At 60.7% G+C, this 22,416-nt stretch carries 26 protein-coding genes; 19 read left to right on the top strand and 7 right to left on the bottom strand.

The genetic code is table 11. The features are described from left to right. The 5 genes from BI292_RS28990 to BI292_RS03285 all read left to right on the top strand — a co-directional run. Positions 1 to 358, top strand: a 358-nt coding sequence (locus BI292_RS28990) for a hypothetical protein (protein ID WP_256592609.1), incomplete at its 5' end; no start/stop codon positions are given. Between the two features lie 150 nt (positions 359 to 508). Then, a complete protein-coding gene (rhtA, locus tag BI292_RS03270) occupies positions 509 to 1,396 on the top strand; it encodes a threonine/homoserine exporter RhtA (RefSeq protein WP_092279699.1) in 888 nt (295 codons plus the stop codon). A gap of 173 nt (positions 1,397 to 1,569) precedes the next feature. After that, on the top strand, positions 1,570 to 1,851 hold the full coding sequence (locus BI292_RS03275; protein ID WP_092279697.1) for a hypothetical protein: 282 nt from the start codon (positions 1,570 to 1,572) through the stop codon (positions 1,849 to 1,851). Between the two features lie 70 nt (positions 1,852 to 1,921). Continuing rightward, complete coding sequence (locus BI292_RS03280) at positions 1,922 to 2,650, top strand: SDR family oxidoreductase (RefSeq protein ID WP_092279695.1); 729 nt, start codon at positions 1,922 to 1,924, stop codon at positions 2,648 to 2,650. Between the two features lie 70 nt (positions 2,651 to 2,720). Continuing rightward, on the top strand, positions 2,721 to 3,311 hold the full coding sequence (locus BI292_RS03285) for a 2-hydroxychromene-2-carboxylate isomerase (RefSeq protein ID WP_101206976.1): 591 nt from the start codon (positions 2,721 to 2,723) through the stop codon (positions 3,309 to 3,311). Positions 3,312 to 3,363: 52 nt separating this feature from the next. Here the strand turns inward: BI292_RS03285 and BI292_RS03290 are convergent, their stop codons facing one another. The 4 genes from BI292_RS03290 to BI292_RS03305 all read right to left on the bottom strand — a co-directional run bounded on the left by BI292_RS03290 (position 3,364) and on the right by BI292_RS03305 (position 7,545). Further along, a complete protein-coding gene (locus tag BI292_RS03290; protein WP_101206977.1) occupies positions 3,364 to 5,172 on the bottom strand; it encodes an aminopeptidase P family protein in 1,809 nt (602 codons plus the stop codon). A gap of 65 nt (positions 5,173 to 5,237) precedes the next feature. Continuing rightward, complete coding sequence (locus BI292_RS03295; protein WP_101206978.1) at positions 5,238 to 6,395, bottom strand: cysteine desulfurase family protein; 1,158 nt, start codon at positions 6,393 to 6,395, stop codon at positions 5,238 to 5,240. A 163-nt stretch (positions 6,396 to 6,558) separates the two neighbouring features. Continuing rightward, the gene (locus tag BI292_RS03300) at positions 6,559 to 7,173 is read right to left on the bottom strand and encodes a LysE family translocator (protein WP_092279687.1); all 615 of its coding nucleotides are present in this window, start codon (positions 7,171 to 7,173) and stop codon (positions 6,559 to 6,561) included. 102 nt (positions 7,174 to 7,275) lie between these two features. Then, entirely contained in the window at positions 7,276 to 7,545 is a 270-nt protein-coding gene (locus tag BI292_RS03305; protein ID WP_101206979.1) for a hypothetical protein, read from the bottom strand. Between the two features lie 389 nt (positions 7,546 to 7,934). Here BI292_RS03305 and msuE point away from each other — a divergent pair, with 389 nt between their 5' ends. The 4 genes from msuE to BI292_RS03330 all read left to right on the top strand — a co-directional run bounded on the left by msuE (position 7,935) and on the right by BI292_RS03330 (position 12,108). Then, a complete protein-coding gene (msuE, locus tag BI292_RS03310; RefSeq protein ID WP_092279683.1) occupies positions 7,935 to 8,498 on the top strand; it encodes an FMN reductase in 564 nt (187 codons plus the stop codon). A 10-nt stretch (positions 8,499 to 8,508) separates the two neighbouring features. Further along, positions 8,509 to 9,654, top strand: a complete 1,146-nt coding sequence (gene ssuD / locus BI292_RS03315) for an FMNH2-dependent alkanesulfonate monooxygenase (protein WP_101206980.1) — start codon at positions 8,509 to 8,511, stop codon at positions 9,652 to 9,654. 140 nt (positions 9,655 to 9,794) lie between these two features. Further along, positions 9,795 to 10,982 carry an acyl-CoA dehydrogenase family protein gene (locus tag BI292_RS03325; RefSeq protein ID WP_101206981.1) on the top strand — a complete coding sequence of 396 codons (1,188 nt, stop codon included), beginning with the start codon at positions 9,795 to 9,797 and terminating at the stop codon, positions 10,980 to 10,982. Positions 10,983 to 11,004: 22 nt separating this feature from the next. After that, positions 11,005 to 12,108, top strand: coding sequence for a sigma-54-dependent Fis family transcriptional regulator (locus BI292_RS03330; protein WP_101206982.1), 1,104 nt, complete (start codon positions 11,005 to 11,007; stop codon positions 12,106 to 12,108). 25 nt (positions 12,109 to 12,133) lie between these two features. On the opposite strand, the gene BI292_RS03335 is transcribed toward BI292_RS03330, so the two are convergent. Then, a complete protein-coding gene (locus tag BI292_RS03335) occupies positions 12,134 to 12,493 on the bottom strand; it encodes an antibiotic biosynthesis monooxygenase (RefSeq protein ID WP_092279675.1) in 360 nt (119 codons plus the stop codon). A 132-nt stretch (positions 12,494 to 12,625) separates the two neighbouring features. Here BI292_RS03335 and soxR point away from each other — a divergent pair, with 132 nt between their 5' ends. From soxR to BI292_RS03385, 10 genes are all read left to right on the top strand, one after another. Then, the gene (gene soxR / locus BI292_RS03340; protein ID WP_101206983.1) at positions 12,626 to 13,099 is read left to right on the top strand and encodes a redox-sensitive transcriptional activator SoxR; all 474 of its coding nucleotides are present in this window, start codon (positions 12,626 to 12,628) and stop codon (positions 13,097 to 13,099) included. 188 nt (positions 13,100 to 13,287) lie between these two features. After that, positions 13,288 to 13,746, top strand: coding sequence for a VOC family protein (locus tag BI292_RS03345; protein WP_101206984.1), 459 nt, complete (start codon positions 13,288 to 13,290; stop codon positions 13,744 to 13,746). Positions 13,747 to 14,137: 391 nt separating this feature from the next. Beyond that, positions 14,138 to 15,334, top strand: a complete 1,197-nt coding sequence (locus BI292_RS03350) for a PepSY domain-containing protein (protein WP_101206985.1) — start codon at positions 14,138 to 14,140, stop codon at positions 15,332 to 15,334. Beyond that, the gene (locus tag BI292_RS03355; RefSeq protein ID WP_101206986.1) at positions 15,331 to 15,873 is read left to right on the top strand and encodes a thiamine pyrophosphate-binding protein; all 543 of its coding nucleotides are present in this window, start codon (positions 15,331 to 15,333) and stop codon (positions 15,871 to 15,873) included. Before BI292_RS03350 ends, BI292_RS03355 begins: the two co-directional genes overlap by 4 nt. Continuing rightward, positions 15,870 to 16,211, top strand: a complete 342-nt coding sequence (locus BI292_RS03360) for a hypothetical protein (protein WP_092279671.1) — start codon at positions 15,870 to 15,872, stop codon at positions 16,209 to 16,211. The genes BI292_RS03355 and BI292_RS03360 overlap by 4 nt, the downstream gene beginning before the upstream one ends. A 2-nt stretch (positions 16,212 to 16,213) precedes the next feature. Beyond that, positions 16,214 to 16,819, top strand: a complete 606-nt coding sequence (locus tag BI292_RS03365) for a DUF6162 family protein (RefSeq protein ID WP_101206987.1) — start codon at positions 16,214 to 16,216, stop codon at positions 16,817 to 16,819. A gap of 35 nt (positions 16,820 to 16,854) precedes the next feature. Beyond that, on the top strand, positions 16,855 to 17,781 hold the full coding sequence (locus BI292_RS03370) for a metal ABC transporter substrate-binding protein (RefSeq protein ID WP_092279667.1): 927 nt from the start codon (positions 16,855 to 16,857) through the stop codon (positions 17,779 to 17,781). Beyond that, complete coding sequence (locus tag BI292_RS03375) at positions 17,778 to 18,575, top strand: metal ABC transporter ATP-binding protein (protein WP_256592610.1); 798 nt, start codon at positions 17,778 to 17,780, stop codon at positions 18,573 to 18,575. Before BI292_RS03370 ends, BI292_RS03375 begins: the two co-directional genes overlap by 4 nt. Further along, positions 18,575 to 19,474, top strand: a complete 900-nt coding sequence (locus BI292_RS03380) for a metal ABC transporter permease (RefSeq protein WP_092279663.1) — start codon at positions 18,575 to 18,577, stop codon at positions 19,472 to 19,474. The genes BI292_RS03375 and BI292_RS03380 overlap by 1 nt, the downstream gene beginning before the upstream one ends. Then, entirely contained in the window at positions 19,475 to 20,377 is a 903-nt protein-coding gene (locus tag BI292_RS03385; protein WP_101206989.1) for a metal ABC transporter solute-binding protein, Zn/Mn family, read from the top strand. A gap of 199 nt (positions 20,378 to 20,576) precedes the next feature. Here the strand turns inward: BI292_RS03385 and BI292_RS03390 are convergent, their stop codons facing one another. Next, entirely contained in the window at positions 20,577 to 20,804 is a 228-nt protein-coding gene (locus BI292_RS03390; protein ID WP_092279659.1) for an MbtH family protein, read from the bottom strand. Between the two features lie 82 nt (positions 20,805 to 20,886). Continuing rightward, entirely contained in the window at positions 20,887 to 22,299 is a 1,413-nt protein-coding gene (locus BI292_RS03395) for an aspartate aminotransferase family protein (RefSeq protein WP_092279657.1), read from the bottom strand. Positions 22,300 to 22,416 lie beyond the last annotated feature (117 nt).

Consider the following 22,416-nt stretch of genomic DNA (forward strand, 5'->3'; position numbering starts at 1 on the left):
CTATCAGTCTGACCCCACAAGCACCCACACGAATTGCTTGATTCAGTTGTTAAAGAGCGGTTGGTTAAGATCTTTCGTCTCAACCGAGGCGCGCATTCTACAGCAGCGCCAGTTGCTGTCAAGTGGTTATTTTCAGAAGTTTTCGAAGATTTCTTCAACAACTTCAACCACTTGCGCTTTCGATCTCTCGTTAGCGGGAGGCGAATTCTACAGCGTTACTCGCTGCTGTCAACCCCTCTTTTTCAACCCCCTTTCGCGCTTCGATGAACCGAAGCAACTCACCGCCGAAACCTGCGTAACTCATTGTTTACCAAGGAGTTTTCCGTTTCGACTGCGCCGGAAGTGGGGCGAATTATAGACTTCCAGAATCTGCCGTCAAGCGCTGATTTGCTGTTTCAATCAAATCGGCTAAAAACCTCCTTTATATAGACGCCGGCTCATCGAGTGCGCAGTATATTGCCCACACGTAACATCATAATTCGCCTACTGCCTCGGACGACGCCTCGCAATGAACGACCAGCCCCGCACGCTTGCCTCCACTCTGTTCTCGGTTGGCCTTCTATTAATAGCCATGGCATCGATCCAGTCCGGGGCATCCCTGGCCAAAAGCATGTTCCCCATCGTCGGCGCGCAAGGGACCACAACGCTGCGGCTGATCTTCGCCAGCGTGATCATGCTGCTGATCCTGCGCCCATGGCGAGCAACGCTGACCGCCAAGTCCCTACGCACTGTGATCATCTACGGCATGGCATTGGGCGGAATGAACTTCCTCTTCTATATGTCGCTGCGCACCGTTCCGCTGGGTATCGCCGTAGCGCTGGAATTCACCGGTCCATTGGCCGTCGCGATCTACGCCTCGCGTCGCGCCATCGACTTTCTGTGGATCGCGCTCGCCGCCGTCGGTTTGCTGCTATTGATACCCACCGGCGCGACATCCGCCGGAATTGACCTGGTGGGCGCCGGTTACGCACTCGGCGCCGGTGCGTGCTGGGCGCTATACATCCTGTTCGGACAGAAGGCCGGCGCCGACAACGGCGTCACAACCGCTGCGCTGGGCGTCATGATCGCCGCACTGTTCGTCGCACCGATCGGCATCGTCCACGCTGGCGCCGCGTTGCTCACTCCTTCGCTGATCCCGGTTGCCATTGGGGTCGCCGTGCTGTCCACCGCCCTGCCCTACACCTTGGAGATGGTCGCCCTGACGCGAATGCCCGCGCGAACCTTCGGCACATTGATGAGCATCGAACCCGCGTTCGGTGCACTCTCGGGCTTGCTGTTCCTCCACGAATACCTGTCGTTCTCCCAGTGGATGGCCATTCTCTGCATCATTCTCGCTTCCGTTGGAGCGACACTGACCATGGGCAGCAACGCCAAACCCGCCATCGCAGCAGATTGATACCGGATTTGACGAAGCTCTGGTATTTACCGTTTATTTAGGCCATGTTTAGCCGCGCAACCCGATGCCGCACATGGAGTTTTTCAGACAGGGACAACAACGCGCGTCAGGTGAAAGTCACAGCGAACGCAGCCAGACCCGGGCGCCAGATCCGGGCCGCTATAAGGACAGTAATGAAACGAATTTTGATTTTGATCGCCGTACTCGCAATTGCAGGCTGCGCGGCGACTTCAAAGACCCAGGTCAAGCACGGCAAGAAAGGGCTGCATATCAACTGTTCCGGCCTCTCGTCCTCCTGGGACAAGTGCTACACCAGCGCCGCCAATTCGTGTGCGCCCAAAAACTACAAGGTCATCGCCAAGTCAGGGGATTCGGTGGAAGAGCCTGGTGACTATCCTTTCGGGCTCAACCCGGCCGGTTATACCAGTCGCAGCATGATCGTCATCTGCAAGTAAACGGTCGACTGGCGGCTGATCCTGGCCTAACGTTCGTTCTGCCAACGAGCGTTTACCAAAGGATCAGCCCATGAATAACAAGAAGGTCGTACTGGTTGTCGGCGCAGGTGATGCCACTGGCGGCGCGATTGCCAAGCGTTTTGCGCAGGAAGGTTTCGTCGCCTGCGTCACCCGGCGCAGCGCCGATAAACTCCAGCCACTGGTGGATGCGATCAACGCCAGCGGCGGCGAGGCGCATGGTTTTGCCAGCGATGCGCGCAAGGAAGAAGATGTGATCGCGCTGGTCGAGCAGATCGAAAGCGAGATCGGCCCCATCGAAGCATTCGTCTTCAACATCGGCGCCAACGTGCCGTGCAGCATTCTCGAAGAAACCGCCCGCAAATATTTCAAGATCTGGGAAATGGCCTGTTTCTCAGGATTTCTCAATGCGCGCGAAGTGGCGAAACGCATGGCCACACGCCAACGCGGCACGCTGCTGTTTACCGGCGCCACCGCTGGATTGCGCGGCGCGGCCGGGTTCGCCGCGTTCGCCGGGGCCAAGCACGGCATCCGCGCTCTGGCGCAAAGCATGGCGCGTGAACTGGGGCCGATGAACATCCACGTCGCGCATGTCGTGGTCGATGGTGCCATCGACACTGACTTCATTCGCAACAGTTTCCCGGAAAAATACGCGACCAAAGAAGACGACGGCATCCTCAACCCCGAGCACATCGCCGAAAACTATTGGTACCTGCACAGCCAGCCACGCGACGCCTGGACCTTCGAGCTCGACCTGCGCCCCTGGAATGAACGCTGGTAACCCCGCGCTTCGCGACGACAACTGACGAAAACTGACAACAACCAAAACAGCCCAGCAGAGTGCATTGACGATGAGCAAAACCGTGGAGTTTTTCTTCGACCTCGGCAGCCCCGCCACCTACCTCGCCTACACCCAACTGCCGAAGATCTGCGCGCAGACCGACAGCCAACTGGTGTACAAACCGATGCTGCTCGGCGGCGTTTTCAAAGCCACCGGCAATACTTCACCGGCGATGATCCCGGCAAAGGGTCGCTACATGTTCAAGGATCTGGATCGCTACGCTCAGCGATATGACGTGCCGCTGAAATTCAATCCGCACTTTCCGATCAATACGCTGATGCTGATGCGCGCGGTTACGGGCATGCAAGTGCGCCATCCCGAACGCTTTCAGGCCTTCATCGATTGCCTGTTCAGCGCGCTGTGGGTCGAGGGTCGCAACCTTGATGATCCGGCTACGGTCGCAGCCGTGTTGACTGAAAACGGATTTGAGCCGAATGCAGTGCTGGCCCTGACTGCCGATGAGCACATCAAAACTGTACTGAAAGAAAACACCGAACAGGCAGTGCAACGCGGCGTGTTCGGTGCGCCGAGCATGTTTATCGGTGATGAGCTGTTCTTCGGACAGGACCGCTTGGACTTTGTCCGCGAAGCCCTGAGCTGAGGTCTTTCGGAAAAAAAACAGGCGCTGAAAGCAGCGCCTGAATTCCAATCCATCAGATTGCCGCAGTCCGCGTGTTCAACCATTCCAGCGCAGCGCCGTCGAGCAGCGGGCTCAGGCGTTCACGCACTTCAGCGTGATAGCCGTTGAACCACTGCTTCTCCTCCAGCGTCAGCAGCGACGGCTCCAGGCAACGGGTGTCGATCGGGCACAGGGTCAAGGTTTCGAATTTGAGGAATTCACCAAACTCGCTTTTCCCTGCCTCGCGGTTCAACACCAGATTCTCGATCCGCACGCCCCAGCGGCCCGGACGATAAGTCCCAGGCTCGATGGACGTAATCATCCCCGGCTGCATCGCGGTTTGCGGTGCTGCCGCCGCTTGATAGGCGATCACTTGCGGGCCTTCGTGAACATTGAGGAAATAACCCACGCCGTGCCCGGTGCCGTGCCCGTAATCAACGCTGTCGGCCCAGATCGGCGCGCGCGCGATCGAGTCGAGCAGCGGCGACAGGATGCCGCGAGGGAAATGCGCGCGGGACAAGGCAATCACGCCTTTGAGCACGCGGGTGCAATCGCGCTTCTGCTCCTCGGTCGGGGTGCCGACCGGGACCATGCGAGTAATGTCGGTGGTGCCGCCCAGGTATTGGCCGCCCGAGTCGATCAGCAACAAGCCGTCGCCCTCGATCACCGCGTGCTCTTCTTCCGTCGCGTGGTAATGCGGCATCGCGCCATTGGCGTTGAACGCGGCAATGGTGTTGAAACTCAACGACACATAATCCGGGCGACGCATGCGCGCGGCGGTCAGGTGTTCGTCGATGGTCAGTTCGGTGATGCGCTCGCGCCCCCACGCCGACTCCAGCCACGCGAAGAATTCGCACAGCGCCGCGCCGTCCTGTTCCATTGCCTGACGAATGTGTTCGGCATCGGCCAGGCTTTTCTGCGATTTGGCCAGTGTGGTCGGGTTCAAGCCTTCGAGCAGTTTGACGCCGCTGTCGAGGTTATCCAGCAAACCGGCGGTGACGCGCGCCGGGTCGACCTGCAGGCTCGAACCGCTCGGCACCGCGCGCAAGGCCTCGGCGACTTCGCTGTAATCGCGCAGGGTCACGCCGTCCTGTTCAAGGATCGCGCGCAGTTCGGCGCTGACTTTGCTCAGCGCGACGAACAACGTCGCCTGGTCCTGACTGATCAACGCAAAGGAAACGAACACCGGGTTAAACGAAACATCGCCGCCGCGCAGGTTGAACAGCCAGGCGATGTCGTCAAGGGTTGCGATGAAATGCCAATCGGCGCCGCGTTCTTTTAATACGTTGCGCAATTGCGCGAGTTTTTCGCCACGGCTGACGGTCGCTTGCGGCGGCAAGTGTTGATAGATCGGCTCATTGGGCAGGCTTGGACGGTCGCTCCAGACTTCGCTCAACAGGTCGATGTCCGTGCGCAGGCGTGCGCCGCGTTCTTCGAGTTTGCTGCCCAGCGTGCGTGCCGAAGCCACGGCCATTACTGCGCCATCGACGGCAACCACGCCACCTTCAGGAGTTTGCTCGGCCAGCCAGTCCAGCGGGCTTGGTTGACCCGGTTGCAGTTTGACCAAATCGATGCCGCTGCCCTTGAGCTCCTTGCTCGCTTGTTCCCAATAACGGCTGTCGGCCCAGACGCCGGCGAAATCCGCCGTAACAATCAAGGTGCCGACCGAACCGTGGAAGCCCGACAACCATTGCCGGCCCTGCCAGTAACCCGGCAAGTATTCGGACAGGTGCGGGTCGGCCGACGGCACCAGCAAGGCATGAATGCCTTCCCGGCTCATCAGCTCGCGGGTTTGCGCCAGGCGCTGGGGCACCAATCCGTTGGTCAAAGGCTGCGTACTCATCATTTCTCCTGCTAACCACTTGGTCATTATTGTTGAGTGCCGATCTGAGTCGGCGCTTTAACGGCTTATTGCCAGAACGCCGGGGCGCTGGCGCAGGCCGTTTTAATCAGTTGGACGGCTTGGTCGATATCCTGCTCGGTGGTGAAACGTCCGAGGCTCAAACGAATGGTGCGCCCGGCAGATCGCGCGTCATGCCCCAACGCCAGCAACACGTGGGACGGCGCGTTGCTCGCGGAATTGCACGCCGAGGTCGCGGAAAACGCAATCGAATGGCCCAGCGCCGTCACGTTGAATTCACCTTCGCTGAAGGTCAGGCTCAACGTATGAGGAATGCGCTGGGTGACGCTGCCATTGAGGCGCACGCCGGGGAGACTGAACAATTGTTCGAGCAAGCGCTCGCGCAAGTGGGCGATGGTGGCTTTCTCGTCGTCGAACAGACTGGCGGCCAACGCAAACGCTTCGCCCATGGCGACGATCTGGTGCGTGGCCAACGTCCCGGAACGCAGCCCGCCTTCATGCCCGCCGCCGTGGATCTGCGCCTGCAAGCGCTGTTGCGCGCGTGGGCCGACGTAGAGTGCGCCGATGCCTTTGGGGCCGTAGATCTTGTGCGCGGAAAACGACATCAGGTCGACCGGCCACTCGGCCAGATCAATCGCGACTTTGCCTGCGCCTTGCGCGGCGTCAACGTGAAACAGCGCGCCACGATTACGCACAACCTGGCCAATCGCCGGGATGTCGTTGACGGTGCCGAGTTCGTTATTGACCAGCATCAGCGACACCAGGAAGGTGTCGTCGCGCAGCGCCTCGCTGACCGCTTGCGGGGTAATCAGGCCTTCGGCGTTCGGGACCAGATAAGTCACCGCCACGCCGGCGTCCTGCAATTGTTTCGCGGTATCGAGGATCGCCTTGTGTTCAATCTGGCTGGTGATGATGTGCCCGCCCGACACCCCTCGCGCCTGGGCGACGCCCTTGAGCGCGAGGTTGTTCGATTCGGTGGCGCCGGAGGTCCAGACGATCTGATCCGCCTGGGCGCCGACCAATTCGGCCACTTGCCGGCGCGCCTGCTCGACCGACTGCCGCGCCTGTTGGCCGAAGGCATGGGAGCTGGAAGCCGGGTTGCCGAAGTTGCCGTTGAAACCCAGGCACTCGACCATGACTTTGATGACTCGGTCGTCCACCGGCGTGGTGGCGGCGTAGTCGAAATACAACGGACGTTTATTCATAAAAAGGCTCGCAGAGCGTGTTCCGGAATCAGGTAAGCGGTGTGCAGACGCCAGCAATACCTGAGCGGATGCTGTTAAAGAAATACGACTTCTCTTCAAAGTGCGTAGGAACGCTCCCGAAGTCGAGCTTAACAGGCATCGGCCAACCGGTTGAAGCAATGCATCAGCTAAAGCCTTCGAGCAGCAACGGATACAGCGAAACCACCAGCAACGCCGCCATGCCCCAATTGAACAGGCGCAACCAGCGAGGATCGCGCAAGACGTTGCGCAACAGCCTGCCGCAGGCGACCCAGACACTGACGCTCGGCAAGTTGATCAAGGCAAAAACCGCGGCAATCACCAGCACATTGGTGAAATAACCCTGCATCGGCGTGTAGGTGCTGATGGCACCGATGGCCATGATCCACGCCTTGGGATTGACCCACTGGAACGCTGCCGCGCCGAGATAACTGATCGGTTTGCCCTCGCCGCGCTCGCCTTCCGCGACCGGCCCGGAATGGGCAATTTTCCACGCCAGGTACAGCAAGTACGCGGCGCCGACGTAGCGCAATACCGCGTAGAGCAATGGATAGTTCTGAAACACCGTGCCCAGGCCGAAACCCACTGCAACCACCATGACAAACAGGCCGCAGGTAATCCCGAGCATGTGCGGAATGGTCCGGTTGAACCCGAAATTCACGCCCGATGCCAGCAACAACGTGTTGTTCGGGCCAGGAGTGATCGAAGTTACGAGGGCGTACAGGGCGAAGCCCAGCAGCAAGTCGAGCGAGAGGGTCATCGGCGGCATTTCCGTCAGGGTCAGTCAGGCATTGACCCTAGCGCACGGCTGGCGCGAAACCCACGGACAGTTGGGTGAAAGTTCGAGCAGTACAGTTGCGGCTTAGCTTGGACGACCGTGCAGGTGTACGGCTCGTTCGGCGCTCATTTCACCTTGGCTATCAAAGCCGAAGGTCTTCTGCGGCTGACCGAGCAATTCGGCTTTTTTCGCGTGGTACTCATCGAAGGACAAACCGCGACGGTTCAGCGCTTCCATTGCCAATTCCCTGGTTTCTTCTGCGGTGTAGGGGCGCAGCTCGGGGGAAACATGGCTGGCGCATCCAGCGAGAACGGAAATGGCGAGCAGCAGGGAAACGGTGAGTAAGCGGTTCATGGCGAGCGTCCTGGCAATCTGATGTTTGGCGATGGGTGAAGGCTACGCCCGGCCCGCGATTGGCAGAAATCAACGCTCTCGATAGTGGGTATCAGCCAGCGGAAACAAAAGATCACATATTCGTTAAAGATCTATAAATATCCGTTAATGATCTTTTGAGGAATAACAGCAAGCCTTTATAACAACCCCATCGCCGCACGCACTGTTGCCCCCGCAACTGTTTGCCAGGCAACAGTCATTCAACAAACAGCCCTGCCAATCACACAGTTTGCCTCGAGCCTGGCGCGCGAAGCCCAGCAAATACGGGCTGCGAAGGATTGGTACAGGTCTTGCTCCAGCCCAGTGACTAGTCACTGCTCGCTGAGCAACTGTTTAAAAAGGAACTGATCATGTCGCGCCCACTGAAAGTCGTTGCCCTCTCCGGCGGAACCTGGCGCCCATCGCGCACCTTGGTGCTGACCCAGGCGCTGTTGGCCGAACTGGCCGAGCAGTTGCCAATCGAGAGCAAGTTGATCGAACTGGGCGACATTGCCCGCCCGCTCGGCGCCGCCCTGTCGCGCCAGGAACTCAGCGCAGAGGTAGAAGCCGAGCTGCAAGCCATCGAAAGCGCCGACCTGCTGATCGTCGCCGCGCCGGTTTATCGCGGCTCTTATCCGGGCCTGCTCAAGCATCTGTTCGATCTGATCGACCTGAATGCGCTGATCAATACGCCAGTGCTGCTGGCCGCAACCGGTGGCAGCGAACGGCATGCATTGGTGCTCGATCATCAGTTACGGCCGCTGTTCAGTTTTTTCCAGGCGCTGACCTTGCCGGTTGGCGTGTACGCCACCGAGGCCGATTTCGCCAATTACCAGATCACCAGTGAGCCCTTGAAGGCGCGCATTCGTCTGGCTGCCGAACGCGCCGCGCCGCTGTTCGGCGTGCACCCTAAAAATCTGCTGAAAATCGCTTAAGGATCTCTTCATGGATGTTTTCTGGTTCCTGCCGACTCACGGCGACGGCCATTATCTGGGCACTACCCAAGGCGCGCGCCCGGTGACGCTTAACTATCTGAAACAAGTGGCGCAGGCCGCCGACAGCCTCGGTTACCACGGCGTGCTGATTCCCACCGGGCGCTCCTGCGAAGATTCGTGGGTGATCGCATCGGCGCTGGTGCCGCTGACCGAACGCTTGCGCTATCTGGTGGCGATTCGGCCGGGGATCATTTCGCCGACGGTGTCGGCGCGCATGGCCGCGACCCTGGATCGCCTGTCGAATGGCCGCTTGCTGATCAACGTGGTCACCGGCGGCGATCCCGATGAAAACCGTGGCGACGGGATTTTCCTCGATCACAGCGAACGCTACGAAGTCACCGACGAATTTCTGAAGATCTGGCGCCGCGTTCTGCAAGGCGAATCGGTAGATTTCGAAGGCAAACACTTGCAGGTACAAAACGCCAAGGCGTTGTATCCGCCAGTGCAAAAACCGTATCCGCCGTTGTACTTCGGCGGTTCTTCGGAAGCCGCCCACGAACTCGCCGCCGAACAGGTTGACGTCTACCTGACCTGGGGCGAACCACCGGCCGCCGTCGCCGAAAAACTCGCCGATGTGCGCGAGCGTGCGGCGCGTAATGGGCGCACGGTGAAATTCGGGATTCGCTTGCATGTGATCGTTCGCGAAACCGCGGAGGAGGCATGGAAAGCCGCAGACAAGCTGATCGAGCACATCAGCGACGAGACCATTGCGGCGGCGCAGAAGTCGTTTTCGCGGTTTGATTCCGAAGGCCAGCGGCGCATGGCGGCGTTGCATGACGGGCGCCGCGATAATCTGGAGATCTCGCCGAACCTGTGGGCCGGCGTCGGCCTGGTGCGTGGCGGTGCAGGAACCGCATTGGTCGGCGATCCGCAGCAAGTCGCGGCGCGGATCAAGGAATACGCGGATTTGGGGATCGAGAGTTTTATCTTCTCCGGGTATCCGCACCTTGAAGAAGCCTATCGCTTCGCCGAACTGGTGTTCCCGTTGCTGCCGGAACCCTACGCCAGCCTTGCCGGACGCGGCGTGACCAACCTCACCGGGCCGTTCGGCGAAATGATCGCCAATGATGTGCTGCCGGCAAAAGCTTCGGCCTGACACTGCCTGACACTGCTCCTGTAGGAGCGAGGCTTGCCCGCGAAGAACGATCACGCGGTGCATCAGAACCACCGCGGCGCCTGCTTCGCGGGCAAGCCTCGCTCCTACAGAAAGCGTCGTCCATATAAGGAATTCCACGCGTGACGGCCAAACCACAAAGCGCCCTGTTATCTCCCCTGCACACCGCTCGCCAATTGGCCGCGGAGTTTGCCCTGACGGCCGTCGAGCGCGACGAACGCGGTGGCACGCCCAAAGCCGAGCGTGATGCATTGCGCCACAGCGGCCTGCTCGCGCTGAGCATTCCCACCCAGTACGGCGGCCTCGGCGCCAGTTGGAGTGAAACCCTGAGCGTGGTGCGCGAATTCGCCAAGGTCGACAGTTCAATCGCCCACGTCTTCGGTTTTCATCACCTGATGCTCGCCACCGTGCGCTTGTTCGCCAAACCCGAACAGTGGCAGCCGTGGTTCGAACAGACCGCGCGCAAGAATTGGTTCTGGGGCAACGCCCTGAACCCGTTGGATACCCGCACGGTGGTGAAAAACCTTGGCGGCTGGCGCGAGTTTTCCGGGAAGAAAAGCTTCTGCTCCGGCGCCAGCGATTCTCAGATGCTGATCGCCTCGGCCGTCGATGAAAGCGCCGGCGGCAAGCTGTTGATCGCCGCGATCCCCAGCGGTCGCAGCGGCATCACGCTGCACAACGACTGGAACAACATGGGCCAGCGCCAGACCGACAGCGGCAGCGCCACCTTCGAACGTGTGCGAGTCGAAGAGTCGGAATTGCTCCTCGATCCCGGGCCGTTGAGCACGCCGTTAGCCTGCCTGCGGCCGTTGATTGCGCAACTGACCTTCACCCACATGTTTCTCGGCATTGCCGAAGGCGCCTTCGAAGAAGCGCGCCAATACACCCTCACCGAAACCCGGCCCTGGCATAAATCCAGCGCTCGCGATGTGCGCGAGGATCCGTATGTGCTCGGCCATTACGGCGAGTTCTGGGTCGCCCTCGAAGGCGTGCGGTTGCTGGTCGAACGCGCCGCCGACTTGCTCGACAAGGCGTGGGCCAGGGGGGCGAATTTGAGCGCCGAAGAACGCGGGCATCTGGCCACGGCGATTGCCACGGCCAAGGTCGCCGCCACGCGCAACGGTCTGGAATTGTGCAGCCGTTTGTTCGAAGTCACCGGCGCGCGCTCGACCCACGCCTCGCTGCGGCTGGACCGGCACTGGCGCAACCTGCGCACGCAAACCCTGCACGACCCGGTGGATTACAAACTCCATGAACTGGGTGATTGGGCGCTGAACCAGTCCCTGCCGATTCCGACTTTCTATTCATGACCTTCTCTTCATGGAGCCTGCCATGCAACTGCTGACCCTACCGCCCTCGCCCGCCCTTGCCACGTCGATCCGTGCCACCGCGCAAGTGTTCGAAGACCCGAAATCCCAGGCCTTGCTCGCGCATTTGCAACAAGTTGCGCCGAGTGAAGCCAGCGTGTTGATCATCGGTGAAACCGGCACCGGCAAAGAACTCGTCGCGCGGCATATCCACAACCTCAGCGCCCGGCGCAATCGGCCGTTTGTTGCGGTGAACTGCGGTGCGTTCTCCGAATCGCTGGTCGAAGCGGAATTGTTCGGCCACGAAAAAGGCGCGTTCACCGGCGCCCTGAGTGCCAAGGCTGGTTGGTTCGAAGAGGCGGATGGCGGCACCTTGTTCCTCGATGAAATCGGCGATTTGCCGATGGCGATCCAGGTCAAATTGCTGCGCGTCTTACAGGAGCGCGAAGTGGTGCGGCTGGGCTCGCGCAAGAGCATTCCGATCGACGTGCGCGTCTTGGCCGCAACCAACGTGCAACTGGAAAAAGCCATTAATGCCGGGCATTTTCGCGAAGACCTGTATTACCGCCTCGACGTCGTCAGCCTCGAACTCAGCCCCTTGCGCGATCGCCCCGGCGACATCCTGCCGCTGACCCGGCATTTCATCGAAGCCTACAGCCAGCGCCTGGGCTACGGCAGCATCACCATCAGCAAAGAGGCCGAGCTGAAACTGCGCAGTTACAGTTGGCCGGGCAATATCCGCGAACTGGAAAACGTCATCCACCACACCTTGCTGATCTGCCGCCACGGCGTGATCGAACGCGACGATTTGCGCTTGTCGAACATGCGCATCGAGCGTCAGGACGACCACCACGGCAATGTCGATGACTCGCCGGAAGCGATGCTCGACCACGCCTTCCAGAAACTCTTCGAGGAACAGGCCGGCGCGCTCCACGAAAAAGTCGAAGACGCCTTGCTGCGCGCCGCCTACCGCTTCAGCCATTACAACCAGGTGCACACCGCCGCGCTGCTCGGTTTGAGCCGCAACGTCACGCGCACGCGTTTGATCAAGATCGGCGAACTGGCGGTGAACAAGCGCCGGCCCACCGAGAATGTGCAGGGCGAGCGCTTGATGCAGTTGTCGATCTGACGGCTGTTTTACAACACCTGCTTTTTCACAGCACCAGATTGCAGTGCAGCGCGTTGTCGTGGCTGCGCTCCAGGCTGTGCAATACCTGGAATGAGCCGAACGTCACGGTTTTTGCCTGGTGCGCGCGAATCAGTTGCCAGAAATCCTGCTCGCCGCTTTCGAAGCGCTGAAACGCCGCTTCCCCGGCCTCGCGCGATTGCCATTGCAGGTAATTGAGCACCCGCCGGCCATCATCGCTGGCCTGAATGCTCGCACTCAAGAAGCCGCTGAAATCCTGCGCCAGACGCTCGGTCTGCGCCGACAGCGCCGAGACCAGCGCAGGTTGTTGATGAGGCTCGATCTCGAATTCGATCAATTGGGTGAAACTGCGATTTTTCTCTGACATGTGCCTGACTGACGTCTGCATAACTGACGTGCGCATAAAAAGTCCCCACTCACCGGTAAACCGGACCTTGCGATCCGAAGGCCTGCAGGGTAAAACCTCAAGTTAACTAGAGGTCAAGAGGCTTTTTCGCAAATGAGCACTTCGCCAGTCAACACTTCGCAAAATCTGCAAAAAGAACTCACCGTTGGCCAGGTTGCCGCGCGCAGCGGCGTGGCCGTGACCGCGCTGCATTTTTATGAAACCAAGGGTTTGATCAAGAGCTATCGCAATCAGGGTAACCAGCGCCGTTATCCACGCGAAGTGCTGCGCCGGGTCGCGTTGATCAAAGTTGCCCAGCGTTTGGGCATTCCGCTGGCGGAGATTGGCGAGGCGCTGAAGGCGTTGCCGGACAACCGCGCACCGACGGCGGCTGACTGGAAAGTGTTGTCGGCGCAATGGAGTCGCGAACTGGATGAGCGAATTGCGCAATTGACCTTGTTGCGCGACCGCCTGAACGGCTGCATCGGCTGCGGCTGTCTGTCGATGGAAGCGTGCCCGTTGCGCAACTTCGCCGATGTGCTCGGGGAGCAAGGCCCAGGCGCGCATTTGATCTCTGGCGCTCACTAACCCCCTGTAGGAGCGAGGCTTGCCCGCGAAGGCGCCCGAAGGGTCAAAACCTATAGTCAGCAGAATTGCTGCTCGTCGGGCCCCCGTTCGCCGAAATGCCGCTGGCCTATAGTTATCCGACCGCGAGTCGCGCGTCAGCACCCCGCATATCAGCACGACTCAAATCACCCAAAAAAGGGAGATTCGTCATGAGCGTCAAACCCATTCCCGACGGTTATCACAGCATCACGCCCTACCTCGGCATTCACAAAGCCGCCGAGGCCATCGAGTTCTACAAAAAAGCCTTTGGCGCCACTGAAGTGATGCGCCTGTCGATGCCCGACGGCGGCATCGGCCATGCCGAACTGCGCATCGTCGACTGCCCGATCATGCTCGGTACGCCTTGCGATCAAGGCCCGTTGAGCAATCCGGACAACTCGCCGTCCGTGGGCCTGCATTTATATGTCAACGATGTCGACAAATCCTTTCAACAGGCGATTGCCGCCGGTGGCACCGTGGTGTCCGAGGTCAAGGATCAGTTTTACGGCGACCGCTCGGGCACGTTGAAAGACCCGTATGGGCACCTGTGGTTTCTGGCTACGCGCAAGGAGGATTTGACTCAGGAGCAAATTGAGCAGCGGGCCAGGGAGATGTTTCAGCAGGGTTGAGATGTTCGAGATGTTCGAGATGTTCGAGATGTTTAGTGCCTGATCGGACCTCTTCGCGGGCAAGCCTCGCTCCTACGGGAACGGCTGCGCACATAAATATGTGTTCAACACCAACCCCTGTGGGAGCGAGCTTGCTCGCGATAGCATCCTCACCTTCACCGCAAACGCCCCCACCTATCGCCTCCGAAAGCCAGCCCACCCCAACAAAACCCTCCGAAAACGGAAACGCGAAACATTTGCTTTCATATCCGCATCAGGATTTCCGTTGCTCATGCGTCTTATATAGATGCAGTCTGCCCGCGTAGGCAAAAGCCACGGCCGGACTTTTCCGGGTTCACCACGCTGCGAAGCCCGCAGTAGAGACCCCTTCATCGAACCAAGACCTCCAAAAATGTCGAAGAAATCCCGCTCCAAAATCTGGTTTCTGGTGCACAGCTGGCTGGCACTGCCGATCTGGTTTTTTGTGTTGATAGTTTGTGTGACCGGCACTCTCGCCGTCGTCAGCCAGGAAATCGTCTGGCTGGCCAGCCCGCAAATGCGCGCCAGCCAACCGTCGGACGATGCGCCGCTGCTCAGTTATGACCAGGTCCTTGCCGCCATCAAGCAAGCCGAACCGCAGCTTCTGGTCGAATCGATCAACCGTCCCGACGAATCGCACTTCGCCCTCGATGTCGATGTCGCCTATCCCGACGGGCGCACGGTGACGGTTTACGTCAACCCGTACACCGGGGTCATCCAGGGCGCCGCGCCGGAATTCAATTTCAGGGCGTTCACCCGCGCCTTGCATGGTTGGTGGCTGGTGCCCTTTACCAACGGTTTCAGTTGGGGCTGGTACCTGGTGTCGTTCCTTGGCTTGCCGCTGCTGGTTTCGCTGATTACCGGGCTGGTGGTCTACAAGAAATTCTGGAAGGGTTTTTTCAAGCCGACCCTGCGTTTTCGTCACGGCGCGCGGATTTTCTGGGGCGACTTTCACCGCCTCAGCGGGATCTGGTCGATCTGGCTTATCGCGGTCATGTCGATCACCGGCACCTGGTTCCTGATTCAGGCGTTGCTGTTCGATAACCAGATTTCCATTTCCAGCGCCCCGGTGATTCCGGCGATGTCCCGCGAAGCCGTGCCGATTTCGGCAGATGGCTCGCCGCCGCCGCGCATCGACCTGGACCGCGCCATTGCCATCGCCCAGGAAAAAATCCCCGGACTGGAAGCCAGCTCGGTCAGCCTGCCAGGCAATGGCTACAGCCACCTCGACATCTCCGGACGTGGCTGGTATCCGCTGATGTTCCAGAGCGCGACGATCAACCCGTTCAACGGTGAAATCGCTGCTTCGCGACTGTTGTCGGACCGCAACGCGCTGGAGTTCGTCACCGAATCCATGCGTCCACTGCACACCGGCGATTTCGGTGGTTTGTGGGTCAAGCTGATCTGGTTCTTCTTCGGCCTGTTGCTGAGCATGATGGTCCTCAGCGGCTTGCTGATCTGGACCAAACGCACCGCTTTGGCCACCGCCAACGCGCTCAAGCGCAGCCATAAAAAAACCCGCATTGCCGCCGCGCAAATCAATCGTGAAACCTCGGAGGCCAGCCTGTGAGCAAAGTCATCGCCGCCCCGCAACGCTCGCGCCTGAGCGTGCTGTGGCACAAATGGCGTTTCCACCTGAACATTCTGTTGCTGCTGATCCCGCTGGGTTTCATGCCGAAATATTTCGCCGATGCGGCGCTGTTTCGCGGCGACGCCGGCCTCGGCGAGCACGAAATCGGCGAGATCAAAGTCGGTCCGTGGAGCATGCGCCTCGCCGAATTGCGCGATGAGGCGCCGCGCCCGGATGGTCCGGCCGGCTACTTGAAAAGTTTCAATGCGGCGCTGTGCAGCAGTTGTGTCGAACAGGTCAAGGCGACTTACCTGCGTATCGGCAAGCCGCGCAGCCTGCGCGCCGCCGGGGTGATTTTCTTCGGCACGCCGTACCGCATGGGTGCTTCGTTGCCGGTGCCGGTCAAAACCAAAGCCGATGCCGAGCTGTGGATCACTATGGAGGGCTGGGACGGTTCGATGCACCAGGCCTCGATCCCACTGAGCCAGGCATCCCCGGCCACCATCGCCTGGCTGAATAAACAAGGAGGCAAACCATGATCAACGTAATCCGCCCACTGCGCACCGCGCTGCTGGTGCTATGTGCCGGCTTGAGCGCCGGGTTCAGCGCCAGCGCCCTGGCCCACAACCCGATGTGTGAATGCAAGGCGATTGACGCCGAGCAGATCAAATGCACCGGCGGTTTCTCCGACGGCAGCGGCGCACCGGGGGTAACGCTGGACGTGATCGGCTACGACGAAACCATTCTGGTACCCGGCAAGCTCGGCACCGATTCGACGCTGACCTTCAAGAAACCCGGCGCCGAATTCTACGTGTTGTTCGATGCCGGCCCGGGTCACGTGGTCGAGATTGACCAAGCCGACATCGAGGCCCCGTAAGCATGAGCAGCCCCATCCCCACAAGCAACGCCACCAGCGTTACTCCAACCACCCAAGTCGTGCGCCCCGCCGGCGCCGGGCATGAAACGCTGTATGTGCTGCTGTTGTGCCTGATGATCCTGGCGGTTGCCGGTTCGGTGGTCGCATGGCGCCATGAGTCGCAGGAAGTCAGCAGCGTCAGCAGCCATCAACTCGACGCGCGCCGCGATTTAAGCGCGTCCGAGCAAGGCATTTACGCCGATCTGCGGGTGACCCTCGACGAGATTCACCTGTTGCGTCAGGAACAAGCCGCGCTGCCGACCCCCGAAGTGCTGGCCGAGGAAGGTTTCGCGCCGTTTGCCCTGGACGCCAGTTCGGTCAGTCGCGGCAGCCATGCCTGGCAGTTGCTGGAGGCCAAAGCCTATTTCGGCCAGAGCCAGTCGCCCGATGTCGCCGGCTCATTCCTGATGCGCTTGACCGCCGACGATGATGCGCCAGACGTGTGGCTGCATCGTGGCAAATCCCTCGCTGCCCCGAGCGACCTGACTGACGCCGCGCTGGAAAGCGCTGGCTGGCAGCAGATCGTCGCGCAATTCGATGCCGGCGTAACCCGCCAGCACCGGCACTGAACCCTCGCCTTCACCCGAGAGAAGACCGCTTTCCCATGCCTATTTCATCTCTACGTTCATTTTTGCGCCTGACCCTGGTTGGTTTGCTCGCCTGCCTGCTGGCACCGCTGGCCAGCGCCGACGAAGCCAAACGCCTGCGCATCGGCATCACGCTGCACCCTTATTACAGCTACGTGGCGAACATCGTCGGCGACAAGGCTGAAGTGGTGCCGCTGATTCCGGCCGGTTTCAACCCACACGCGTATGAGCCGCGCGCCGAAGACATCAAGCGCATCAGCGGGCTCGACGTGGTGGTGCTCAACGGCGTCGGTCACGATGACTTCGCCGACCGCATGATCGCCGCCAGTGAAACGCCGAACGTCGCAGTGATCGAAGCCAACGAAAACGTACCGCTGCTGGCCGCCACTGGCGTCGCCGCGCGCGGTGCCGGCAAAGTCGTCAACCCGCACACGTTCCTGTCGATCAGCGCCTCGATTGCCCAGGTCAACAACATCGCCCGCGAACTCGGCAAGCTCGACCCGGACAACGCCAAGACCTACACGCAAAACGCCCGCGCCTACGGCAAACGCCTGCGCCAGATGCGCGCCGATGCCTTGGCCAAACTGACTGAAGCGCCGAACGCCGAACTGCGGGTTGCCACGGTCCACGCCGCTTATGACTACCTGCTGCGCGAATTTGGCCTGGAAGTGACCGCCGTGGTCGAACCGGCCCACGGCATCGAGCCGAGCCCGAGCCAGTTGAAAAAGACCATCGACCAACTGCGTGATCTGGACGTCAAAGTGATCTTCTCAGAGATGGATTTCCCCTCCTCGTACGTCGACACCATTCAGCGCGAATCCGGAGTCAAGCTGTACCCGCTGTCGCACATCTCCTACGGCGAATACACCGCTGACAAATACGAAAAAGAGATGACCGGCAACCTCAACACCGTGGTCCGGGCGATTCAGGAGTCGGGCGCATGACGGCAAAAGAAAACATCAGCTCACAACCCCCGACCCTGACTGACACCAAGCCCCCTGTGGCAGCGAGCTTGCTGCCACAGGTGTTGGGACCGACTCTGGATTTCAGCGAAGTCAGCCTGACGCTGGGTCGCACGACGATCCTCGACAACGTGACCTTTCAGGTGCAGCCCGGCAGCGTGCACGCCCTGGTCGGGCCGAATGGCGGCGGCAAGAGTTCGCTGATCAAGACCTTGCTCGGGCAGATGCCGCATCAGGGGCGCTTGAGCCTGCAATGGCCCGGCGCGCCCGGCATCATCGGCTACGTGCCGCAAGCGCTGGAGTTCGATCGCGGCTTGCCGATGACCGTCGACGATTTCATGGCGGCGATGTGTCAGCGCCGCCCGGCGTTCCTCGGTTTGAGCAAACATTACGCAGCGGCCATCGGCGAAGCGCTGGAACGGGTCGGCATGCAGGACAAACGCAAACGGCGCATGGGCGCGCTGTCCGGCGGTGAACGTCAGCGTGTATTGCTCGCGCAAGGGTTGATCCCCGCCCCGCAATTGCTGGTGCTCGACGAACCGATGTCGGCCCTCGACGAAGCCGGCATTCGTGTGTTCGAACGGCTCTTGGGCGACTGGCGCCAGAGCGGCATCACCGTGCTGTGGATCGAGCATGACCTGGAAGCGGTCAAGCGTCTGGCGGATCGGGTAACCGGGCTCAATCGCCACGTCTTGTTCGACGCCACGCCGGAGCAGGCACTGACGCCGGATCGTTTGCTCACACTGTTTTCGACCCATCCACGGAGCGCTGTCTGATGAGTTATGAAGCCTTTCGTTTGATGGTTCAGGGTTGGGCGTCGTCCGGTTATCTGCCGGAAGCCCTGGCCTACGGCTTTGTCGTCAACGCGCTGCTCGCCGGTCTGCTGATCGGTCCGGTGCTTGGTGGCCTGGGCACGCTGGTGGTGGTCAAGCGCTTCGCGTTTTTCTCCGAAGCGGTCGGTCACGCGGCGCTGACCGGTGTCGCCGTGGGCATTTTGCTCGGCGAACCGTACACCGGGCCTTACGGCAGCCTGTTCGGCTACTGCTTGCTGTTCGGCATCCTGCTCAATTACCTGCGCAACCGCACGGGGCTGGCGCCGGACACCTTGATCGGCGTGTTCCTCTCGGTGTCGCTGGCACTCGGCGCCAGCCTGCTGCTGATTCTCGCGGGCAAGATCAACGTGCACATTCTGGAAAACGTGCTGTTCGGTTCGGTGCTGACGGTGAATGGCAATGACCTGTTAGTACTGGCCATCGTCGGTTCGCTGGTGATGGCGCTGGCCTTGCCGCTGTACAACCGCATCATGCTCGCCAGTTTCAATCCGCAACTGGCGGCGGTGCGCGGCGTCGCGGTGAAGACCCTGGATTACCTGTTTGTGATTCTGGTGACACTGATCACCGTCGCGGCGGTGAAAGTCATCGGCGCGATTCTGGTCGGTGCCTTGCTGGTGATTCCGGCCGCCGCTGCGCGATTGCTCAGCCAGTCACTGAAGGGGTTTTTCTGGTGTTCGGTGGCGATTGCCACGGTCAGTACCCTGTGCGGCATTCTTGCGCCAATCGTCTTCGACCTGCCGATCCCGTCCGGTGCCGCGATCATTCTGGTCGCCGGTATCGCTTTCGCCCTGTCCGCCATTGCGCGCGGCGTCGTTCCTAGCCTGAAAGGGAATCTCGGATAAATGTCTTTCAATTTGCGTCAACTGACCCTCGCCGTCGCTCTGTGCGGGCTGGTCAACACCTCCTTTGCAGCGGACGCCGCCAAGCCATTGCGCGTGCTGGCGTCGTTGCCGATCACCTACGGCTTGGGCGAAGTGTTGCTCAAGGGCACCGATGTCAGCCTCGAACGTGCGGCGCCGGGCAACTTGCCGGGCAGCCGCCAGACCGCTTACTTCACCGGACGTGGCGCGCCGGCGCTGGCAAAACTGGCGACCGACGCCGATGCGGTGATCGGCCTGCGCTCCTTGTGGTCGGATGATCCGCTGTACCCGATTGCCCGCCGCAGCAATATCCGCATCGTCGAAGTCGACGCCGCGCGCCCGGTCGACGGCGCCCTGCCCGGCATCGCCGTGCAACCGGGCAACAAGGTCGATGGCCTGAACAGTCAACCGTGGTTTTCCAGCAACAACATGGGGCGCATGGCGGACGTGATGGCCGCCGACCTGGTGCGTTTGGCGCCCACCGCCAAGCCGAAAATCGAAGCGAATCTGGCGGCGTTGAAACAGCGTCTGCTCAAGCTCAGCGCCGACAGCGAAGCGCGCCTGGCGAGTGCCGACAACCTGACGGTGATGAGCCTCAGCGATCATTTTGGTTACTTGATCGGCGGCCTCAACCTGGAACTGGTCGGCGTCGATGCGCGGCCGGATGCCGAGTGGACGCCAGAAGATCTGCAGAAGCTCGGTGCAACGCTCAAGGACAACGACGTCGCGGTGGTGCTGCATCATCGTCAGCCGTCGGACGCGGTGAAAGCGGTCATTACCGAATCGGGTAGCCGCTTGGTGGTGCTGAGCACCGATGCGGCGGATCCGGTGGCCGAGTTGGAAGGGAATGTGGATTCGGTGATTAAAGGGTTGAGTGGGGCGTAACGTCAGATAGTCCGCGTTATCGTTCTTCGCGGGCAAGCCTCGCTCCCACAGGGGAACCGCAATCTCCCACAGGGCTACCGCAATCTCCTGCAGGAGCGAGGCTTGCCCGCGAAGACTGCCTGACAGACGACACAAATCCCAGACTCGAAAAAGCCCGTTGACCTCATCGGTTCAACGGGCTTTTTGTTACGCGGTGACTTTAGTGAGTCAAAGCCGCTTGCTCGTCCATCTTCTGACGCAAGCTCAGCGGGCGCATGTCGGTCCAGGTTTCTTCGATGTAAGCCAGGCACTCCTTTTTCAGGCCACTCTTGCCCACGGTGCGCCAGCCTTGTGGCACGGCTTTGTAATCGGGCCAGATCGAGTACTGCTCTTCATGGTTGACCACGACCTGAAAAAGGATGTCCTCGCGGTCGAATACTGACGTCATGGTGTGTCTCCATCGCTGTAGGGGTGGGCTGCGCGGCATGCGCAGCCGGTATGTAGAAAGAACGTTCAGGCCATCGGAAAATTTACAGGCCGGCGGTCGCTGCGACCAAGGCACGGCCGAATATCTCGGCGACGCGGTCGATTTCAGCAGCGGTAATCACCAGCGGCGGCAGGAACCGCACCACCGCGCCATGCCGGCCGCCGAGTTCGAGGATCAAGCCACGCTTCAGGCATTCACGCTGCACCAGCGGCGCCAGTCGGCCGAACGCTGGCGGATGACCCTGCACGTCCGGCGCGCCGGTCGGGTCGACCAACTCGACGCCGAGCATCAAGCCGCGACCGCGAATGTCGCCCAATTGCGGGAAGTCGCGCTGCAGGATGCGCAGGTGTTCGCTCAAGCGTTCACCCATGGCGGCGGCGTGTTCGCAGACGTTGTTGTCCTTGAGGTAACGCATCACCGCCGAACCGGCAGCCATGGCCATCTGATTGCCACGGAACGTGCCGGCGTGTGCGCCCGGCAGCCAGGTGTCGAGCCAGTCGCGATAAACCACCACCGCCAGCGGCAAGCTGCCGCCGATGGCTTTCGACAGCACCACGACATCGGGAATGATTCCGGCGTGCTCGAAGGCAAACATCTTGCCGGTGCGGGCGAAGCCGCTCTGGATTTCATCGACGATCAGCGCTACGCCAGCCTGCTCGGTGATTCGGCGCAAGCCGCGCAACCAGTCGAGGTCCGCCGGAATCACGCCGCCCTCGCCCTGCACCACTTCGACGATCACCGCCGCCGGCAATTGCACGCCGGCCTCGGGATCGTTGAGCAGGTTTTCCAGGTAATTGAGGTTGACCTGCACCCCTTGCGCGCCACCGAGGCCGAACGGGCAACGGTAATCGTAGGGATAGGGCATGAACTGCACGCCGCTGCTGAGCAACGCGCCCAACGGCTTTTTCGGCCCCAGGCTGCCCATCAGGCTCAATGCGCCTTGGCTCATGCCGTGATAACCGCCCTGGAACGACAACACCGTGCTGCGTCCGGTGGCGGTGCGCACCAGTTTCAATGCGGCTTCGACGGCGTCGGTGCCGGTCGGTCCGCAGAACTGGATTTTCGCCTCGGCGGCCAAGGCTGGCGGCAGCAGGCCGAAAAGATCCTGGACGAATTGATCCTTGACCGGGGTGGTCAGGTCGAGGGTGTGCAGCGGCAGTTCATCGCTGAGCACTTGCTGGATCGCCTCGATCACCACCGCATGGTTGTGCCCCAACGCCAGCGTGCCGGCGCCCGCCAGGCAATCGATGAAACGGCGGCCCTCGACGTCTTCGACATAAATGCCCTTGGCGCGTTTGAGTGCCAGGGGAATCCGTCGAGGGTAGCTGCGAGCATTCGATTCCTGCTGGTTTTGCCGGGCCAGCAATGGCGATTCGTTGAACTGGTAAAGCGTCTCGGCAGGCGTCGGGGCAACCCGGGCCGGCTGATCTTCGATAAGGCTGGTAGCGACTGACATCTCTCGACCCCTCAATACGCTGTGAATAGTGACCAAAACTGCACACCGGGCAGGCGCGCGTTCCGGTGACGGGGCGCACTTGCAGGTTTTCCTGTTCTGGAAACGCATCAGAGGCTT

It is taken from the genome of Pseudomonas sp. 43NM1 (assembly GCF_002836905.1).
Taxonomy (GTDB): Bacteria; Pseudomonadota; Gammaproteobacteria; order Pseudomonadales; family Pseudomonadaceae; genus Aquipseudomonas; species Aquipseudomonas prosekii.

What these genes read in the sequence shown, in the direction of transcription:
- rhtA (WP_092279699.1), top strand. Translation starts at nt 509, where the DNA reads ATGAACGACCAGCCCCGCACGCTTGCCTCCACTCTGTTCTCGGTTGGC.
- BI292_RS03275 (WP_092279697.1), top strand. Translation starts at nt 1,570, where the DNA reads ATGAAACGAATTTTGATTTTGATCGCCGTACTCGCAATTGCAGGCTGC.
- BI292_RS03280 (WP_092279695.1), top strand. Translation starts at nt 1,922, where the DNA reads ATGAATAACAAGAAGGTCGTACTGGTTGTCGGCGCAGGTGATGCCACT.
- BI292_RS03285 (WP_101206976.1), top strand. Translation starts at nt 2,721, where the DNA reads ATGAGCAAAACCGTGGAGTTTTTCTTCGACCTCGGCAGCCCCGCCACC.
- BI292_RS03290 (WP_101206977.1), bottom strand. Translation starts at nt 5,172, where the DNA reads ATGAGTACGCAGCCTTTGACCAACGGATTGGTGCCCCAGCGCCTGGCG.
- BI292_RS03295 (WP_101206978.1), bottom strand. Translation starts at nt 6,395, where the DNA reads ATGAATAAACGTCCGTTGTATTTCGACTACGCCGCCACCACGCCGGTG.
- BI292_RS03300 (WP_092279687.1), bottom strand. Translation starts at nt 7,173, where the DNA reads ATGACCCTCTCGCTCGACTTGCTGCTGGGCTTCGCCCTGTACGCCCTC.
- BI292_RS03305 (WP_101206979.1), bottom strand. Translation starts at nt 7,545, where the DNA reads ATGAACCGCTTACTCACCGTTTCCCTGCTGCTCGCCATTTCCGTTCTC.
- msuE (WP_092279683.1), top strand. Translation starts at nt 7,935, where the DNA reads ATGTCGCGCCCACTGAAAGTCGTTGCCCTCTCCGGCGGAACCTGGCGC.
- ssuD (WP_101206980.1), top strand. Translation starts at nt 8,509, where the DNA reads ATGGATGTTTTCTGGTTCCTGCCGACTCACGGCGACGGCCATTATCTG.
- BI292_RS03330 (WP_101206982.1), top strand. Translation starts at nt 11,005, where the DNA reads ATGCAACTGCTGACCCTACCGCCCTCGCCCGCCCTTGCCACGTCGATC.
- BI292_RS03335 (WP_092279675.1), bottom strand. Translation starts at nt 12,493, where the DNA reads ATGTCAGAGAAAAATCGCAGTTTCACCCAATTGATCGAATTCGAGATC.
- soxR (WP_101206983.1), top strand. Translation starts at nt 12,626, where the DNA reads ATGAGCACTTCGCCAGTCAACACTTCGCAAAATCTGCAAAAAGAACTC.
- BI292_RS03345 (WP_101206984.1), top strand. Translation starts at nt 13,288, where the DNA reads ATGAGCGTCAAACCCATTCCCGACGGTTATCACAGCATCACGCCCTAC.
- BI292_RS03350 (WP_101206985.1), top strand. Translation starts at nt 14,138, where the DNA reads ATGTCGAAGAAATCCCGCTCCAAAATCTGGTTTCTGGTGCACAGCTGG.
- BI292_RS03360 (WP_092279671.1), top strand. Translation starts at nt 15,870, where the DNA reads ATGATCAACGTAATCCGCCCACTGCGCACCGCGCTGCTGGTGCTATGT.
- BI292_RS03365 (WP_101206987.1), top strand. Translation starts at nt 16,214, where the DNA reads ATGAGCAGCCCCATCCCCACAAGCAACGCCACCAGCGTTACTCCAACC.
- BI292_RS03370 (WP_092279667.1), top strand. Translation starts at nt 16,855, where the DNA reads ATGCCTATTTCATCTCTACGTTCATTTTTGCGCCTGACCCTGGTTGGT.
- BI292_RS03375 (WP_256592610.1), top strand. Translation starts at nt 17,778, where the DNA reads ATGACGGCAAAAGAAAACATCAGCTCACAACCCCCGACCCTGACTGAC.
- BI292_RS03380 (WP_092279663.1), top strand. Translation starts at nt 18,575, where the DNA reads ATGAGTTATGAAGCCTTTCGTTTGATGGTTCAGGGTTGGGCGTCGTCC.
- BI292_RS03385 (WP_101206989.1), top strand. Translation starts at nt 19,475, where the DNA reads ATGTCTTTCAATTTGCGTCAACTGACCCTCGCCGTCGCTCTGTGCGGG.
- BI292_RS03390 (WP_092279659.1), bottom strand. Translation starts at nt 20,804, where the DNA reads ATGACGTCAGTATTCGACCGCGAGGACATCCTTTTTCAGGTCGTGGTC.
- BI292_RS03395 (WP_092279657.1), bottom strand. Translation starts at nt 22,299, where the DNA reads ATGTCAGTCGCTACCAGCCTTATCGAAGATCAGCCGGCCCGGGTTGCC.